Annotated in this window: 16 protein-coding genes and 1 riboswitch; of the genes, 4 read left to right on the top strand and 12 right to left on the bottom strand. The window is 72.1% G+C overall.

Translation table 11 applies throughout. From position 1 onward, the window contains the following. Positions 1-85: 85 nt before the first annotated feature. A complete protein-coding gene (locus V6U90_RS08695; RefSeq protein WP_334433085.1) occupies positions 86-1,735 on the top strand; it encodes a bifunctional 3-(3-hydroxy-phenyl)propionate/3-hydroxycinnamic acid hydroxylase in 1,650 nt (549 codons plus the stop codon). 44 nt (positions 1,736-1,779) lie between these two features. Here V6U90_RS08695 and V6U90_RS08690 read toward each other — a convergent pair whose 3' ends face one another. From V6U90_RS08690 to V6U90_RS08665, 6 genes are read right to left on the bottom strand one after another with little or no spacing between them, the layout of a single operon-like run. After that, the gene (locus V6U90_RS08690; protein WP_334433083.1) at positions 1,780-3,357 is read right to left on the bottom strand and encodes a hypothetical protein; all 1,578 of its coding nucleotides are present in this window, start codon (positions 3,355-3,357) and stop codon (positions 1,780-1,782) included. Further along, positions 3,357-3,656 carry a YciI family protein gene (locus V6U90_RS08685; RefSeq protein WP_334433081.1) on the bottom strand — a complete coding sequence of 100 codons (300 nt, stop codon included), beginning with the start codon at positions 3,654-3,656 and terminating at the stop codon, positions 3,357-3,359. Before V6U90_RS08685 ends, V6U90_RS08690 begins: the two co-directional genes overlap by 1 nt. After that, positions 3,653-4,975: a hypothetical protein gene (locus V6U90_RS08680; protein ID WP_334433079.1), complete on the bottom strand. Its 1,323-nt coding sequence runs from the start codon at positions 4,973-4,975 to the stop codon at positions 3,653-3,655. The genes V6U90_RS08685 and V6U90_RS08680 overlap by 4 nt, the downstream gene beginning before the upstream one ends. 39 nt (positions 4,976-5,014) lie before the next feature. Further along, on the bottom strand, positions 5,015-5,776 hold the full coding sequence (locus V6U90_RS08675) for an SDR family NAD(P)-dependent oxidoreductase (protein WP_334433076.1): 762 nt from the start codon (positions 5,774-5,776) through the stop codon (positions 5,015-5,017). Continuing rightward, complete coding sequence (locus V6U90_RS08670) at positions 5,773-6,753, bottom strand: alpha-ketoacid dehydrogenase subunit beta (RefSeq protein WP_334433074.1); 981 nt, start codon at positions 6,751-6,753, stop codon at positions 5,773-5,775. The genes V6U90_RS08675 and V6U90_RS08670 overlap by 4 nt, the downstream gene beginning before the upstream one ends. Further along, positions 6,746-7,681 carry a thiamine pyrophosphate-dependent dehydrogenase E1 component subunit alpha gene (locus tag V6U90_RS08665; protein ID WP_334433136.1) on the bottom strand — a complete coding sequence of 312 codons (936 nt, stop codon included), beginning with the start codon at positions 7,679-7,681 and terminating at the stop codon, positions 6,746-6,748. The genes V6U90_RS08670 and V6U90_RS08665 overlap by 8 nt, the downstream gene beginning before the upstream one ends. Before the next feature lie 130 nt (positions 7,682-7,811). Here V6U90_RS08665 and V6U90_RS08660 point away from each other — a divergent pair, with 130 nt between their 5' ends. After that, on the top strand, positions 7,812-8,942 hold the full coding sequence (locus V6U90_RS08660) for a mandelate racemase/muconate lactonizing enzyme family protein (protein ID WP_334433072.1): 1,131 nt from the start codon (positions 7,812-7,814) through the stop codon (positions 8,940-8,942). A gap of 62 nt (positions 8,943-9,004) precedes the next feature. On the opposite strand, the gene V6U90_RS08655 is transcribed toward V6U90_RS08660, so the two are convergent. The 6 genes from V6U90_RS08655 to V6U90_RS08630 are packed head-to-tail and all read right to left on the bottom strand — an operon-like array spanning position 9,005 to position 14,757. Next, a complete protein-coding gene (locus V6U90_RS08655; protein ID WP_334433070.1) occupies positions 9,005-9,379 on the bottom strand; it encodes an L-rhamnose mutarotase in 375 nt (124 codons plus the stop codon). Next, a complete protein-coding gene (locus V6U90_RS08650) occupies positions 9,376-10,209 on the bottom strand; it encodes a carbohydrate ABC transporter permease (RefSeq protein WP_334433067.1) in 834 nt (277 codons plus the stop codon). The genes V6U90_RS08655 and V6U90_RS08650 overlap by 4 nt, the downstream gene beginning before the upstream one ends. Beyond that, positions 10,206-11,165: a carbohydrate ABC transporter permease gene (locus V6U90_RS08645; RefSeq protein WP_334433065.1), complete on the bottom strand. Its 960-nt coding sequence runs from the start codon at positions 11,163-11,165 to the stop codon at positions 10,206-10,208. Before V6U90_RS08645 ends, V6U90_RS08650 begins: the two co-directional genes overlap by 4 nt. A 59-nt stretch (positions 11,166-11,224) precedes the next feature. Continuing rightward, the gene (locus tag V6U90_RS08640; RefSeq protein WP_334433062.1) at positions 11,225-12,520 is read right to left on the bottom strand and encodes an ABC transporter substrate-binding protein; all 1,296 of its coding nucleotides are present in this window, start codon (positions 12,518-12,520) and stop codon (positions 11,225-11,227) included. 15 nt (positions 12,521-12,535) lie between these two features. Next, positions 12,536-13,537 (bottom strand): Gfo/Idh/MocA family protein, encoded by a 1,002-nt coding sequence (locus tag V6U90_RS08635; RefSeq protein ID WP_334433060.1) that lies wholly within the window; start codon positions 13,535-13,537, stop codon positions 12,536-12,538. After that, on the bottom strand, positions 13,534-14,757 hold the full coding sequence (locus tag V6U90_RS08630) for a M20 metallopeptidase family protein (RefSeq protein ID WP_334433058.1): 1,224 nt from the start codon (positions 14,755-14,757) through the stop codon (positions 13,534-13,536). Before V6U90_RS08630 ends, V6U90_RS08635 begins: the two co-directional genes overlap by 4 nt. 111 nt (positions 14,758-14,868) lie before the next feature. Between V6U90_RS08630 and V6U90_RS08625 the strand changes: the two genes are divergently transcribed. Both V6U90_RS08625 and V6U90_RS08620 read left to right on the top strand, forming a co-directional pair. Next, positions 14,869-15,741, top strand: a complete 873-nt coding sequence (locus tag V6U90_RS08625; RefSeq protein WP_334433056.1) for an amidohydrolase family protein — start codon at positions 14,869-14,871, stop codon at positions 15,739-15,741. Positions 15,742-15,796: 55 nt separating this feature from the next. Next, a riboswitch (SAM riboswitch) is annotated at positions 15,797-15,909 on the top strand. 262 nt (positions 15,910-16,171) lie between these two features. Next, a complete protein-coding gene (locus V6U90_RS08620; RefSeq protein ID WP_334433053.1) occupies positions 16,172-17,026 on the top strand; it encodes an ABC transporter substrate-binding protein in 855 nt (284 codons plus the stop codon). Positions 17,027-17,049: the final 23 nt, after the last annotated feature.

The following is a 17,049-nucleotide window of genomic DNA, read 5'->3' as shown; positions in this document are numbered from 1 at the left end:
CACACTCCCCTGGTGTCGTGGTCGGCGTAGGAGCGCACGGCCCCGGGCCGTCGCGCACGGAGCCGGCACCGGAAGGGACCACCCGATGCGAGCAACCCACCAGTCCGATCCCGCAGCGGCCCGGGAGGTCGACGTTGCCGTCATCGGATGCGGTCCGGTCGGCGCGCTGACCGCGAACCTGCTCGGCGCGCGTGGCATCAGCACGCTGGTCGTCGAGCGGAGTGTGGCGCCGCACGGTCAGCCGCGGGCGTTCTCCTGCGACGACGAGACGTTGCGGATCTACCAGCAGGCCGACCTGTTCGACCAGGTGAGCCGGGGGATGCACGCGCCGACGGTCGCGGAGTACATCAACCGCAGGGGACGACTCCTGGCCAGGATCGCCCTGTCGGAGATCGACTTCGGGTTCGGCCACGCACCTCTGCACTTCTTCGACCAACCCCGGCTCGAACAGACCCTCCGTGCCGGGCTGGCCCGGTTCAGCCAGGTCGACCTCCAGCTCGGCACCGAACTGGTGAACCTGCACCAGGACGGCGACGGGGTGGACCTGGTCCTGCGGGATGTGGCCACCGGGCAGCTCCGCCCGGTGCGGGCCCGGTACGTGCTCGGCTGCGACGGTGCCCGCAGCACCACCCGATCGGTGATCGGGGCCCGGGCGGAGGGCGCCAGCTACCCGGAGCCGTGGCTGGCCGTCTCCGGTGAGGTGCCGGCCCACGCCGTCCGGGTGGACCGCACCACGTTCGTCTGTGACTGGCAGCGACCGGCGTTCGTGTCCCCCGGGGCGGGCGGCAGCTACCGCCTGGAATTCATGCTCCGCGCCGGTGAGACCGACGCCGTCATGCAGCGGCCGGAGACCATCGCCGCGCTGGTCGAACCGTACGTCGACCCGGCCCACCTCACCGTCACCAGGGCCTCGGTGTACACGTTCCATCACCTGGTCACGCAGCGGTGGCGGGAGGGTCGGGTGTTCCTGCTGGGCGACGCGGCGCACCAGATGCCACCGTTCCTCGGCCAGGGCCTGTGCAGCGGCCTGCGGGACGCGGCGAACCTGAGCTGGAAACTCGCCATGGTGCTGTCCGGTACCGCCGACCCGACGGTGCTCGACACGTACGAGACCGAACGTCGACCGCACACCGTGGCGATGGCCGGCACGAGCGTACGGCTCGGCCGGATCTTCCTGGCCCGCAGCCGTACCGTCGCCTGGCTCCGGGACACCGCACTGCGGGCCGTGCAGACGGTGCCCCGGATCCGCCGGTTCGTCCGGCACTTCGAGTTCAAGCCGGTGCCGGCGTACCGGCGGGGTCTGCTGGCCGGCGGGCGGCGTGCCGGTGCCGTCGGCACGATGTTCCCCCAGCCCCGGGTCGTCACCGTCGGCGCGGACACGCCCCAGTTGCTCGACGGGGCGCTCGGTACCGGCTTCGCCGTGCTCGGGTCCGGCGTGCCGGCGGCCACGCTCTCCTCGCCGGCCTGGCAGGGGCTGCCGGTGCGGTTCGTCGGCGTCCATCCGGCCGGTACCCCGACGGAGAGCCTGCCGACGGCGACGGCAACGGGGCACGACCGGATGGAGCACGTCGACATCGTCGACGTCGACGGGGTGATCACCGCCTGGCTGCGGCGGCACCGCGTCGACCGGGTGGTCCTGCGGCCGGACCGGTTCGTGTTCGCCACCGGGCAGTCGCAGACCACGGAGCGCTTCGCCCGGGACCTCACGGCCGTCCTGCGGGGCGACCGCCCGTGAGGCGGCTGCCACCCGGCCGGGTCAGCGGAGGGGCCCGGCCGGCGTCAGGCGGCGGAGTGGGCGTGCCGGGCCGCGCGTTCGGCCAGCCACAACCACCGGCGCTGCACCTCACCGCTGGTGGCAGCGACCATGGCCAGCGCGTCCGACCGGACCGCGGCCAGCGCCGCCGCCTCCGCCGACGGGTCGTCCAGCACGGCCGCGCCGTCGCGGAACGCCTCGGCCTCGGCCGCGCCGCCGAAGCGTGGGGCCACCTCGTCGCGCCAGAAGTCCGCCCAGGCCAGTTCCGGGTTCCAGGTGAAACGCGCGTACGCCAGGTAGCTGATCTCGTTGGTCGGGTGGTACGCCGACGCCTCGGCGAAGATCGTCAGCCCGCGCATCCCCGCGCCACCGGCCCGGGTGGCCATGTCGGCGTACAGCTCGGGCACCCAGGAGTGCCGCTGCCGGTTCCACTGTGAACCGGCGTGGGTACGCAGGACGTTCGTGCTGTGCGGGAGCGCCTCGACGTGCCCGGCGGTGAGCCGGTCCCGGTTGTCGGACCAGAAACCACGGTTGACGCAGTACTGGTAGGCCACGTCGTCGGGCAGGTCGGCCAACGGCTTCTGCGCGTCCAGGTCGAAGATGTTGTCCCAGTACACCTCGACCAGGTGGCGCAGCGGTACGCCCGCCGGTCCGTTGCGCCGGGCGGTCTCCAGCAGCGTCGGGTAGACCGACCGCATGGCCTCGTACGACCACGAGGTGCGCTCGCCGCCGGTCCGGGAGGTGCACCGGGCGCACGCGCAGCTGCCGTAGTCGCCGGTCTCGAAGTTGATCCCGCCGACGGGCAGCGTGTCCAGCAGCCAGTCGATGGCGTCCCGGTGCCAGGCGAGGTTGTCCGGCTGCGAGGGGCAGGCCGCCATCATGTACTCGCTGGCCGGGAAGTGCAGGTCGCCGAACTCGTCGATGTCGAAGCCCACCTTCTGCGGCAGTTCGGCCGCCAGGTCGGGGCGGCTGCGCAGCCAGGTGGCGAGGTTGTAGCGGTGCCGGCCGTCGAAGTAGATGCCGCCGTAGGCGTTGACCCCGATGCCGGCGATGATGCGTACGCCCCGGGCGTTGGCGTACTCGCACAGCTCCCGGGCCGCCGCCACGCCGCCGTGGGCGTCGCGCAGCAGCCCGTACACCACGATGCCGCCGATCCGCTCACGACTACAGAAGTCGACCAGTCGCCGGTAGTCGGCGCCGAACGCCTCCGCCGACTTGGCGTACGGGTTGAGCGCCCCGATCTCCTGCTGACCGAGCTGGCGCAGGTCCCAGTTGGTGGAGTGGTCCCAGGTCCACAGGGTACGCAGCGGCAGGCCGGGTGATCCGGTCCGGACGCCCACCGGCAGGCCGGCCGGGGTGGCCAGGGCGAGCAGCTCCCGAGCGGCGTGGATCAGGCCGGCGAAGGGATCACCGGTGAGCCTGATTTCGCCCTGCTCGGGGATCTCGATGCGGTAGCCGCCCTCGGGCAGCGCCGGGTCGACGTCGAGGCCGACCGGTACCCCGTCGGGCGTCTCACCCCAGGCCCCACCGAGCAGTTGCGCGGCGTAGGGCGCGGACGCGGCGCCCCGCACCCGGATTCCGGTGAGCTGGCGGTACGGCGACATCATGACCTCCCGAGGGGTTGCGGGATGGCGGCCAGGTAGTCGACCACCTCGATGGCCGTCCACACCCCGTGCCGCCAGTAGGGATCCTGTTCACAGAGGGCGCGGGCGGCACCGGCGTCGGCGGCCCGCAGGACGAGGACGGATGCGGTGAGGTCGGCGCGGGCCCCGGCCAGCAGGGCGGTACCGGTGGCGAGCAGGCTCTCGACGTGGGCGAGGTGCGCCTGACGGTGGGGTCCGCGCCGGTCGGCGGCGTCGGCGGCGAAGGTGGCGGTGACCAGGAAGGTCGGCTCGAACCTCACGCGCCACCCCCGATCGCCTCGAACAACCGCTGCATCGCCACCCGGTAGACCGTCTGGGGCCGGCCCGCGCCGGTGCTGACGTGCACGCCGACCTCCTCGGCGTAGCCGGCGGCGCGCAGGGACTTGAGCAGCCGGCGCGCCGAGCGGGCCTCCACCCCGTACGCGTCGGCCAGACCCCGCGCGGTGACCTCGTTGGGGTCCATCTGGTGCAGCGCCTCCAGCAGCCGGCGGGTGGACAACGGCCCCAACCGCAGTTGCTCGGAGATCCGCAGGACCCCGGGGGCGGTCTCGCGGAGCCGTTGCTTGACCGGGCTCTCCCGGCTGGAGTAGATCTCCCCGTCGGGGAAGACCACGTGGGTGTCGCCGCTGCCGCGGCCGAGCGCCAGGGCCTTGCGGGCGTTGTCCTCGGCGGCGGCGATGGTGGTGCCGGCACCGAAGCCGACGGTGTGCTCGACGTCGACGCCGCGCATGGTGAGCAGGGAGGCGTGCCCGGCGCGGTGCCGGGCGATGGCGCTCTCCACGGTCCCCCGGGTGGTGGTGATCAGCAGCACCCGGTCGTTGATCGTGCTCAGCCGTCCCCGCATCCGTTCGGCGTGCTCCAGCAGCGCCTCCCGCAGCCGCAGCCGTTCCCGTTCCACCTGGTACGGATCGTTGCCCCGGTTGGCCGGCTCGGTCAGCTCGATCATCATCACCGCGATCTGGGTGGCCCGGGACTGCCGGATCTCGGCGGCGAGCCAGGCCCGGCGCAGGGCGTCGCGGACCGAGGCGCGGGTGTGCTCGACACGCCAGACCGGCACCCCGCTGTCCCGCAGGTCCCGGTGGACCGCGCCGAGGCAGGTCAGGCAGGCCTCGACGGCGCCGGAGGCGTACCGCTCCCGGTGGAAGGCGGTGATCTCGTCGAGTCCGGAGAAGAGCAGGCCGGAGGAGTCTGCGATGGGCAGGATCTCGGTCGGCGGGGTCAGCTCGATGTCGTGGTAGGTCTCCCGGATGACATCGGCCTCGATGGTGTCCACGCTGACCGTGGGCAGCCGCCCGCCGGTGGCCAGCAGCATCCGCGACAGGGTCCGGTAGAGGTCGATGCCGGCGTGCGGCATGTAGTCGATCTCGGCGCGCAACCCGCCGGCGGCGGACACGAAGGCGTACGGGATGCGTCCGGTGAACAGCAGCACCTGGCACAGTTCGTCGAGTTCGCGGGCCAGTTCGGGGGCCTGCTCGGGTCGGGTGTACGCACGCGCGGTGAGTTCCGCCGCGCGCCCCTCGCCCGCCGCGACCTCCTGCACGAGCCGGATCGAGTCCTCCGGACCGATGATGCCGATCACCTTGCTGCCTCCACGTCGTCGCCGCCTCGGGTGGGCTGCTCAGCCGGTGTGGACGGTGCCCACGACACCGTCACTGACCGGTGAGGCCAGCAGGACCAGCGCGGAGGCCACGTCCTCCGGACGGCCCAGCGCGGCTTCGATCTCCGCGACCCGGCCGACGTCGGTCCCGTTGGCCCGCGCCTCGTCCAGCGACCGCCGCATCAGCGGCGTGTCGATGTCGCCCGGACAGAGCGCGTGCACCCGGATCCCCTGTGGACGCAGTTGTCGGGCCAGCGTCAGCGCCAGGCCGTGCAGTCCTCCCTTACTCGCGCCGTAGGGTACCGAGCCGGATCCGGTCAGCACGCCCGCCTTCGATCCGACGAGCACGAGGACCCCCGGGCCCGGGGTGAGGTGCCGGGTGGCGTGCTTGGCGACGAGGAACGGGCCGGTCAGGTTGACGGCGATCACCTGCGCCCAGAGGTCGGCGTCGACCTCCCGGACGTCGAGTCCCTGCCCGCGCATGACACCCGCGACGTGCAGCACGGCGTCGATCCCGCCCAGGTCGACGGCGGCGCCGTCGAGGGCGGCGGCGACCTGGTCCTCGACGGTCACGTCGACCCGGTGGGCATAGGCGACCGCCCCACCGGCCCGGACCTGTTCGGCGGCCCGGGCCGCGCCGTCGCCGTCGGCGTCCAGCACGGCGACCGCCGCGCCGGCCCGGGCGGCGGCCCGGACGGTGGCCAGCCCGATGCCGGAGGCGCCGCCGACGACGACCACCCGCCGACCGGCCAGCAGACCGGCCGGCGGGATGTCGCCGGTCACCGACCGACCGTCCGGCGCACCGCCGCCACCACGTCGGCGGCCTCGGGTACCACGGCGGCCTGCAGGGCCGGGGCGGCCGGCATCGGCACGTCCGGGGCGGCCACCCGGGCGACCGGGGCGCGCAGGTCGGCGAAGCACTCGGCGGCGGCCCGGGCGGCGATCTCCGCGCCGAATCCGCCGGTCAGGTTGGCCTCGTGGGCGACGACCAGCCGGCCCGTGCGGGCCACCGAGGCGGCGACGGTGTCGAAGTCCAGCGGGTTGAGCCAGCGCAGGTCGATGACCTCGGCCGCGATGCCCTCCTCGGCGAGCTGACCGGCAGCGTCCAGGGCCGCGGAGACCATGCGCGACCAGGCGACGACGGTCACGTCGGTGCCGGGGCGGACCACGCGGGCGCCGCCGACCGGCTCGACCGGCGCGTCGGTGCGCACCGGCCCACGGGTGGGGTAGAGCATCCGGGCCTCGGCGATCAGCACCGGGTCGTCGCTGACCACGGCGCTGCGCAGCATCTGGTACGCGTCGTCGGGGGTCGCCGGCAGCCCCACCCGCAGGCCCGGGGTGTGTGCGAAGTACGCCTCGGGCGAGTGCGAGTGCTGGGCGCAGGCGCCGGGCGAGTAGCCCTGCTGCATCCGGACCACCAGCGGGGCCCGCCACCGGCCGTTGCTGGCGTACCGGATGGTGGAGATCTGGTTGACGAACTGGTCCATCGCCACGAACGAGAAGTCGGCGTACATGATCTCGGCGATCGGCCGCAGCCCGGTCATCGCCGCCCCGAGGGCCATGCCGAGGAAGCCGCTCTCGGAGATCGGGGTGTCGAAGATGCGGGTGGAGCCGAACCGCTTGTGCAGTCCCTTGGTGGCGCCGAACGGTCCGCCGGGCAGGGCGACGTCCTCACCGAAGTAGACGGTGTCCTCCCGGGTGTCCAGGGCCCAGGTGAGCGCGGCGTTGACGGCCTGGATGTAGCGCAGGGACTCAGACATGGACGTGCTCCTTGACGGTCGCCGGGTCCGGGAAGGGCACCGCGCGGGCGGCGGTGACGGCGGCCTCGACCTCGGCGGCCACCTCGGCGTCGATGGCGTCGAGTTGCTCGGCGAGCGCAGCGTCGGCGGCCCGGCGGATCCGGACCAGCGGCTCGCGCTCGCGGGCGGCGGCGATCTCCCCCGCCGGCCGGTAGTGCTGAGCGTCGCCGCTGTAGTGGCCGACCAGCCGTTCGGTCATCGCCTCCACGATGGACGGGCCGGATCCCTCGCGGGCCCGGGCGACCGCCTCGCCGACCGCCTCGGCGACGGCGTCGGGGTCGTTGCCGTCGACGACCCGACCGGGGACGCCGTAGCCGGCGGCCCGCTCGGTGAGCTGACGCACCCGCACCATGTCCTCGATGCGGGACATCTCGGAGTAGACGTTGTTCTCCACGACCAGCACCAGCGGCAGGTCGAGCACCGCGGCGAGGTTGATCGCCTCGTGGACGTTGCCCTGGTTCATCGCGCCGTCGCCGATGCTGACCACGGAGACCGCGCCGCTTCCGGTGCGCTGGGCGGTCAGTGCGGCGCCGGCGGCGACCGGTACGCCCGCGCCGACGATGGAGTTCTCGCCGACGAACCAGCGGGCCGGGTCGGACAGGTACGGCGAGGCGGCGCGACCGCCGCAGAGGGCAGAGTCACGTCCCATCATCTCGGCGAACAACCCGACCAGGTCCACGCCCCGGGAGAGCGCCCAGCCGTGGCCGCGGTAGGTCGCGGTCACGTAGTCGCCGTCGCGCAGCGCGCGGCAGGCCCCGACCGGGATCGCCTCCTGGCCGTTGCACAGGTGGATCGAACCCGGAATCTCACCGTCGTCCTTCAGGGCGGTCAACCGCTCCTCGAACCGGCGGATCCGGGCCATGAGCCGATAGTCGTCCGGCAGCCCCATCACACCCCCAGTGGTAGTTAGAGCCTTATTCCGGCTCGTTCGACAGGAAGCCTAGACCAGCGGTGGAGTGCTATGGAAGAGTGCGATAGCAAGTTTCTGGCCGTTATTAGTCTCTAATTTGGGGGCAGGTATGGAGATCACCGCCGTCGAGTCGGTGGTGCTGGGCGACGCGCACTTCGTCCAGGTGCACACATCGGACGGGCTGGTCGGCGTCGGACAGTCCGCCTGCTGGGGCTACCCCGCCGCGGTGCACGCCGTGGTCGAGGCGTTCCGTCCCCACCTGCTCGGCGCCGACCCGGACCGGATCGAGCACCACTGGCACCACCTCTACCGGATGGGCCCGTTCCGGGGCTCGGTGCTCTCCGCAGCCGTCTCCGCCGTGGACATCGCCCTGTGGGACCTGCTCGGCAAGCGCCTCGGGGTCCCGGTCTGGCAACTGCTGGGCGGCCGGGTCAGGAACCGGATCCGGTTGCACCTGCTGCTGCCCGGCACCGGAGCGGAGGCGCTGGCGTCGCAGGCCGCCGCAGCCGTCGCGGACGGCTTCACGGCGGTCAAGTTCGACCCGCTGCCGGCCGACTACGCCGACCTGTCGCTGGCCCGGCTGGTCGCCACCACCGAGGCCACCACCGCCGCGGTCCGCGACACCGTCGGACCGGACGTGGACCTGCTCCTCGAACTGCACCGCAAGCTCACCCCGTTGCAGGCCGAGGCGGTCGTACCCGCCCTGGCCCGGCACCTGCCGCTGCTGGTCGAGGACCCGATCCAGATCGACAGTGTCAGCAGCCAGTCCGAGATCGTCCGCCGGGCGCTCGGCGTACCGATGGCCAACGGGGAACGCCTGCACACCATCTGGGAATTCAAGGAACTGCTGGCCCAGGGCGGCGCCCAGTACGTCCGCCCCGACCTGGGGCTGGCCGGCGGCATCAGTCACGCCCGCAAGATCGCTGCACTGGCCGAGGCGTACCACGCCGCCGTGGTCAGCCACAACTGTCTCGGCCCGCTGCTGACCATGGCGGCGGTGCACCTGGACACGGCCATCCCCAACTTCGTGGTGCAGGAGTACTCCCCGCTGGACGACCAGCTCGCCGACGGGCCGGCGCGGGCCTGCGTGCGACGGGAGGGCGGCTTCCTGCCGGTACCCGAGGAACCCGGCCTGGGAGTCACTCTGGACCTCACCGACGCCCGGCCCCTGGACCTGACCGGGCGTCCGCTGACCCGCATTCCGCTGCGCGCGGACGGTTCGGTCGCCTACGCGGTCTAGGCCGGCAGCCCGGTGGCCCGGCGGGTGTTCCCGCCGGGCCACCGTCGTATCGGCCGGCACGGTCAGTCCCCGGGCGGCCGGCCGGGGTGGTGGAAGACCGGGTACGCCCACAGTGGTTCGCCGTCGGCGTCGGCGATCTCGGCGAACAGGTGGGTCAGCGACCGGGTCCAGCGGGCCTGCACGGCTGAGCCGCCGGTGACCCGGCGGGCGTGCGGGTAGCCGGCGCGGGTGCGCAGCACGCAGATCAGCAGCAGACCGTGCCGGTAGATGTGGTAGTCGTAGATCCCCGCCTCGTCGAGCAACGCCGACATCTCGGGCCAGATCGCGGCGTGCCGCCGCTCGTACTCCTCCTCGGCGCCGGGGTGCAGCCGGTACAGGTGACACAGCTGCACCCCGGGCCCGGCCGCGCCGGGGTCGGTATCCGTCCGCGCGCTCACTTGCCGGAACCGGCCAGCGCACCGGAGACGAGCTGGCGCTGGAACACCAGGTAGATGATCAGCACCGGCAGCAGGGCGACGATCAGGCCGGCGCTGACCAGCGGCACCGACACGTCGTACTGGCCGCTGAGCAGGGAGACCCCGACCATCAGCGTCTTGCTGTCCGAACCGCCCATGATGACCAGGGGCAGCAGCAGGTCGTTCCACATCCAGACGAAGTTGAAGATGGCCAGCGCCGCCAGTGCCGGGGAGGCGATCGGGACCAGCAGTCGGAACAGGATGGTGAAGTGGCCCGCGCCGTCGACCCGGGCCGCCTCGATCAGCTCGTCCGGCACCTGCTGGAAGTAGCCAGCCAGCTGGTAGGTGCCCAGCGGCAGGCCGAACGCCGCGTACGCCAGGATCAGCCCCTGGTACTCCCCGGACATGCCCAGGTCCAGCACCGTCTGGTACAGCGGGTAGATGATCGCCTGGCTGGGAATGGTCAGCGTGACGATGATCAGCAGGAAGACCAGTTTGCCGCCACGGAACCGCAGCTTGGTCACCGCGTAGGCGACCAGCAGCGCGGCCAGCACCGACAGCACCAGCCCGCCCACGGTGGTGATCAGGGAGTTCAGCAGCAGGCGGGGCATGTTCATCCGGCGGAACGCCTCAAGGTAGTTGTCCAGGGTGACCCCACCGGGCAGGCCCAGCGGGTCCTGCGCGAAGCCCGCCTGCGTCTTCAGCGAGCTGACCACGGTGAACAGCAACGGGTAGACCGCCGCGACCGCGACGACGACCAGCGCGAAGGTCAACAGGTAACGCCCGAGCTGGGCGGTGGCACGCTGGTTCATCGCGGCTTCCGGGTCCCCTCTGTGAACATGTGCCGCACGCTGAAGATCGACAGCACGGCGACGAAGACGAACAGGGCGATGCCGATGGCCGAGCCGTACCCCCGGTCCAGGAACTGGAAGGTGGTCAGGAAGACCAGGTACTCGGGCAGCATGGTGGCGTCCCCCGGGCCGCCCTGCGTCAGCGCGTAGATCAGCGGGAACAGCCAGATCAGTACGCCCGAGGCGCACAGCACGCTCCAGTAGGCGACGGTCGGCCGCAGCATCGGCACGACCACCGAGAACAGCCGCCGCCAGAAGCCCGCCCCGTCGAGGTAGGCCGCCTCCAGGGTCTCCTCGGGGATGGTGGCCAGACCCGCGAGGTAGGTCATCACGCCCAGGCCGAAGAAGCTCCACAGGGCGACCGCCACGAGCGAGAACAGGGCGGTGTACCGGCCGTTGAGCCACTCGATCGCCAGCGGTTCCAGCCCGACCGTGCGCAGCAGGGCGTTGATCGGCCCGTCCGGGGCGAGGATCTGCCGGAACATGATGCCGACGACGATCGGCGCGACGGTGTACGGGATGAAGTAGACGGCCCGGAAGAACTTCCAGCCGGGGGCACGCTGGTGGATGAGCACGGCCAGCACCAGGGGCAGCACCACCCAGACCGGCAGGGTCGCCACCACCAGCAGTGCGTTACGGAAACTGGCGAGCACCACCGGGTCGTCGAGCATCCGGACGTAGTTGTCCGCGCCGGCGAACGTGCTGCCGCCGAACCCGCTGGACGATTCGAGGCTGGTGGCCACGCCCCGGCCCAGCGGTACCAGCTTGAACGCTACGGCCAGGGCGAGCGCCGGCAGCACCAGCGCGGCACCCAGCCACCACTCCCGGCTCCGCCCGGGCCGGGACGGACGGCGTACGGGCTCAGGTGGGCGGTCCGCGACCACCGGCTCCGGTACCGGCGTGGTGGAGATCGTCATCGGGGGGTCCTCTCCAGGGGCTGGCCGGGTGGGGCGGCGGACCGCCCCACCCGGTGCGACTACTTGTTCTGCTTCTTCGTCGGGCTGCGCTCCAGCGCCTGCTGCATCTGGTCGGCCCACTTGTCGACGGTGAGCTGGCCGAGGGTCACCTGCTGCCAGCCACGGGCCAGGGCGTCGGCCTCCGGACCGGAGAGCATCACCCCGGCGTGCAGGGTCGGCTCCGCCACCAACTGCTGGATCTTCTGGAAGGCCGGCGAGGAGGGCAGCAGCGCCTTGTCGACGTTCTTGTTCAGCGGCTGGCCCTTGGCGTGCTTGACCCACAGCTCACCGTTCTCCTTGCCGGCGAGCCAGCTGATGAAGGTCAGGCCGGCGTCCTTCTTCTCGCTCCACTGGGTCACCCCGTAGACCGCGCCCTCGATGCCGGAGAACTTCTGCGCCAGCGGAGCACCCGGGTTGGCCGCCGGCCAGCGGGTCACGCCGAGCTTGTCGTCGCCGAGGGCCTTGCCGAACGCCTCCCAGTTCACCGCGTCGGAGATGATCGTCCCGGCGAAGGCGGCGTCGCCGCGCTGGAAGATGTCCGCGCCGTCGGGCAGCATGGTGATCGACGGGGCGTTCTTGTTCGCCCAGCCCTTGGTGGTGATCTCGGCCAGCTTCTCCAGCACCGCCACCAGCTTCGGGTCCTTCCAGGACAGCGTGCCCGCCAGCAGGCCCCGGATGTCGTCCTCGCTGAGGTAGCTGCGGGCGATCTCGGGGAAGTCCCAGTAGGCCGGGAAGGTGCCGGACAGGCCCAGGGCCAGACAGGTCTTGCCGGTCTTGCCGACCGCGTCGCAGGCCGCGCCGAACTCCTCCCAGGTCGTCGGGGGCCGCTCCGGGTCCAGCCCGGCGGCGGTCAGCACGGCCTTGTTGTAGTAGAGGACGTTGCCCTGGTAGGAGAAGGGCACGCCGTAGCAGGGCTTGCTGGTGTCGAACCCTTCGCAGGCGCCGCTGTAGGTGACCAGGTCCTTGTTGATCTCCGCTGCCCGCTCGCCCAACGGCACGTACGCGCTGCGCCGGTCGAACAGCTCCAGCCCGGCGTTGTTCGCCATCACGTCCGGACCGGACTGGGAGGTGATGTACGGGCCCTGCACCTCGGGGTACTTGTCGAACGGCACGGACTGCAGGTCCAGCTTGATGTCCGGGTGGCTGCCCTCGAAGCTGGTCTTGACCTGCTTCCAGTACTCGGCGCCACCCGGCTCCCAGGTCAGCACCTTCAGGGTGACCGGGCCGCCTGCGTCGTCGTCACCTCCGCACCCGGTCAGCAGCGCGGCGGCGGCCACACCGGCGGCGAAGAGGCCGGCCAATCTACGTCGGTTCATCGGCAGAAGCTCCTGTCAGCAAGGGGGATCGGGGATTCGGCGTACGGCACCGTCGGCGGTGGCGCTGTCGGCCATGGCGGCGGCGACCCGGACCACGTGCAGTCCGTCGGCGAGCGGGACGACCGGGGACGACTCGGTGCCGTCCACCATGCGGAGGAAGTGCCGGAGTTCGGCGGCGAGCGCGCCACCGCCGTCCGGCGGGGAGAGCAGCCAGTCCGGTGCCTCGGTCCGCTCGGCCTGGACGAGCAGGGTGGGGTACCCGAGGTCGACGTGGCCGACACCGTCGGTGCCGTACACCTCGACCAGGTCCGAGGTGTGGTTGGGGGTGTGTTCGGGCAGGAGGTAGCTGTTGCGGATCGACGACACGACATCGTTGGCGTGCCGAAGCTCCGCCCACACCAGGACCGGTGTCACCGATCCCGGTCGGGTCCGGGCCGCCGCGCGTACCTCGACCACGGGCGACTGCGCGTACCACAGCGCCAGGTCGATGTCGTGCACCGCGGTCAGCAGGGCGGGATGTTCGTCGGGGAAGAGCCGGGTCAGGGTCCGGGGGCGGTCCCGTCGTGAGGAGACCGCCAGCACCTGCCCCAGGTGGCCGTCCCGGACCGCGTCGTACAACGCCCGGTGGGCGGGGCTGTGCCGCAGGATGTGCCCCGGGTGGCAGAGCACCCCGTGCGCCTCGGCGGCGGCGACGATGGCGGTGGCGTCGGCGACCGTCGCGGCCAGCGGTTTCTCCACCAGGACGGGGATCCCGGCGGTGATCAGCGCGACGGCGACCGCGCGGTGCGCGGGGCCGGGTACGCACACCGAGGCGGCGTCCGGCGGGGCCGTCGCGAGCAGGTCGGCGACGGTGTCGAAGGTGCGCGGGACGTCGTACCGGGCGGCGACCCGGTCCCGGGTGTCCCTGTCGGGGTCGACCAGCGCGTCCACCCGGATCCCCAGGGACCGGTACGCCGCGACGTGCCGGACGCCGAATGCGCCGGTCCCGATCACCGCCACCCGTGGTCCGGTGCTCATGCGTCCACCGCCCCGGCACGTACCGGCCGGGCGGCCACGTCGTGCCCGGGGTCGGCCGTCAGCGCGCCGTCGAGCACGGCCCGGGTGAGCCGCTCCAGGGCGACCACCCCGGCGGGGAGGCACCGTTCGTCGACGTCGAACTCGCCGGAGTGCAGCGAGGCACCGCCCCGTTCCCCGACGACGCCCAGCTTGACGTAGAGGCTCGGCCCGAGCGCACCGAGCAGGGCGAAGTCGTCCGTGGTCAGGGGTGGTACCGGCAGGTCGACGACCTTGACCAGTCCGGGTAGTTCGGCGTGTGCGAGGGCGACCAGTTCGGGGGAGTTGTGCACTGCGGGCATCTCGTTGGCCCAGGTGAAACGTACGCCGAGGTCGAGGGCGGCGGCCTGCTGGCGGATGACGCGTTCGATCACCGTCTTGAGTCGCTCCCGGACGGTGGGGTCGAGGGTGCGCAGCGTGCCCGTCGCCTCCGCGTGGTCGGCGACCTGGCTCTGGCTGGCCCCGCCGGAGATGGTGCCGATGTTGAAGGCGACCAGTTCGTGGGGGTTGCGGGCGCGGGCGACGGCGGCGTGCAGGGTGGTGACGATGGCGGTCAGGCCGAGGATGGCATCGCGGCCCAACGCCGGGGTCGCGGCGTGCGCGGCCCGTCCGAGCACCTCGACCCGGAACGCGTCCTTCGCGGCCATCGCCGCGCTCCGGTCGATACCCAGGGCGCCGGCCGGCAGGTCGGGCCAGCAGTGCAGGCCGAGCACCGCGTCGAACCGGCGGTCGCGGAGGGCGTCGTCGGCCAGCACCGCAGCGGCACCGGAGTCGGCGCCGAACGGGATCTCCTCGGCCGGCTGGAACAGCACGGTCACCGAGCCCCGGGCCGGTGGGTCGGCGGCGATCCGGGCGGCGACGCCGTAGGCGACGGTCATGTGCACGTCGTGCCCGCAGGCATGGCAGACGCCCGGAATGCGGGACGCGTACGGCTCCTGCTTGGCATCCTGGACGGGATAGGCGTCCATATCGGCCCGAAGAAGGACAGCGGGCCCCGGAGCAGCTCCATCGATCTCCAGGAGCAGCCCGGTGCCGGCAATTCCGGTCCGGATCCGCCCGAGCGGACCCAACAGCCCGGCGAGGACGGCCGCCGTCTGGTTCTCGGTGAACCGCAGCTCGGGGTGTTGATGGAGCTGGCGTCGCAGCCGCACCAGCTCGTCAACGTCGTCGCCTGCCAGCGTCACGCGGTTCACCCCTCGTTCGCGCCGTGTAATCCGGACCTAATTGAGACAAGAACCTAAATCAGGGGTCCCGCCACGTCAATGGCCAGGGCAGATTTGGGTTAGGGTCCGACCATGCGACGCGCTGACGCCCACCTGCACCTGTTCGCCGCCGGCTACCCCGGCAGGTACGGCCGCTCCCCCGCCGGCGGCGACGAACTCGCCGTCTACCAGGGGATACGTCGCGCGCACGGGATCAGCCGGGCGCTGGTGATCGGCTACGAGGGCGAGGCACAGTTCGCAGGGAACAACGACCACGTCGCCCGTCTCGCCGCAGCACACGACTGGATCGCGCCCGTCGCCTACGTCCCACCAGGTGGACCGGAAGGGGGAACCGGAACCTTCTGGTCGGCCGGCTTCGTCGGCATCGCCGCGTACCTGCCGGACCCGGCGGCGGCCGACCGCTTCGCCGGCTGGGTGACCCGTGAGGCGACCGCACTGAACCGGGTCGCGGCCCTGATCAGCCTCAACGCCACCCCTGCGGCGACCGCGCACCTCGGGCCGGCCCTGACCGCGCTGGACGGGTGCACAGTGCTGTTCAGCCACCTCGGGTTGCCCGGCGCGCAACCCGTCGTGCCCACCCGGGAGGCCGCCGCCGGGATCCTCACGCCGCTGACCAACCTGGCCGGACTGCCCCACGTCGGGGTCAAGATCTCCGGGCTGTACGCGGTCAGCGAGCCCTCCGACGACTTCCCGCACCACGCGGCCCGACCGTTCGTGGATCTCCTGCTCGCCCGGTTCGGCGCACGGCGCCTGTACTGGGGGTCCGACTTCGCACCCGCCCTCGACCACGTGTCGTTCGCGCAGACCCTGCACCCGGTCGGCCTCGACGGACTCGCCGACGACGAACGCGACGACATCCTCGGCGGCAACCTCCTGCGTGCCCTGGACCGGCACACCGCCGCAGGGTGGCGACGCCCGACGGCGCCGCCGGGAAGGGCCGGGTGAGGGTGGTCATAACGGCTGGACGACGCACCGGGACAGGCTGCTAGCCTCGTCGGCAGGTCATGAGCGCCAGCGTCAAGCCCCGGCTCGCTGGCCGGCAACCCTCGTCCACGTAGGGGTGCCCCGGGTGAAGACCAGGCACCGGAGCAGCCTCCGGTGCAAGCGTGGCCTGGTTTCCCAGGTCATCACCGACCGAGGAGAACCATGCCTTCCCGTAGCTGCGCCCCACCGGCCCGCCCCGCGATCCCGCCGGCCCTGACCCGGCGCCGCCACGTCGACATGATGCGGATCTGCAGCGCCGTGTGTCGCCCCGGCAACGCCGGCTAGCCGCGGCCACTCCCCTTCCAGGAACCACCCCAGCGGTACGCCCACCGGGCGCACCGTCGGCGACGCACGCCCGTGCCCGCCACCCGAACCTCTCCCGGAGACACCTGTGCGATTCCTTCCTGCCCTGACCCGGGCCGCCGCCCTCGGCGTCGCCACCATCCTCGGCGTCGCCACCCTCACCGCCTGCGCCGACGACACCTCCCGCCCGGCCGACAACCCGTACGGCCTGCTCCAGCCGGGCGTGCTGCGCGCCGGCACACTGACCGACGCGCCACCGAACGTCTACCTCAAGAACGGCACGTTCACCGGCTTCGACAACGACCTGCTCACCGCAGTCGCCGCGAAGGCCGGCCTGAAGGTGGAGTTCGTGGGCACCGACTTCTCCGCCCTGCTCTCCCAGGTCAACAACCGCAAGTTCGACGTCGGCAGCTCCTCGATCACCATCACCGAGGCACGCAAGAAGACCGTCGACTTCGGCAACGGCTACGACTTCGGCTACTTCGGCCTCGACGTACCCGCCGGCTCGCCGATCACCAGCTTCGACCAGCTCGCCGGCAAGCGGGTCGTGGTCGTGCAGGGCACCGTCCAGGACGACTACGCCACCGGCAAGGGCCTCGACCCGGTCCGGGTACCCGACTACAACGGCGCGATCAACCAGCTCAAGGCCGGTACCGCCGACGCCTGGATCGCCCCGGCCGAGATCGGCGAGAAGTCCGCTGCGGAGAGCAGCGGCAAGATCACCGTGGCGGCGAAGCAGCTCAGCCCGGCCCCGACGGCGTACGCCTTCGCCAAGGGCAACGACAAGCTACGTGAGGCGCTCAACAAGGCTCTCGACGAGGTGATCGCCGACGGCACCTGGAGCCGCCTGCAGGCCCAGTACTACCCGGGACGTCCCATCCCGGCCGACTTCAGGCCCGGCAGCGGCACGGTACCGGTGCCGGCCGCGCCGGCCTCCTCCTGAGTACGGACGACGAGCGAGCGGGG

This window comes from Micromonospora sp. CPCC 206060 (genome assembly GCF_036906895.1).
Taxonomy (GTDB): Bacteria; Actinomycetota; Actinomycetes; order Mycobacteriales; family Micromonosporaceae; genus Micromonospora.
This window is presented reverse-complemented; position numbering and strand designations above follow the sequence as displayed.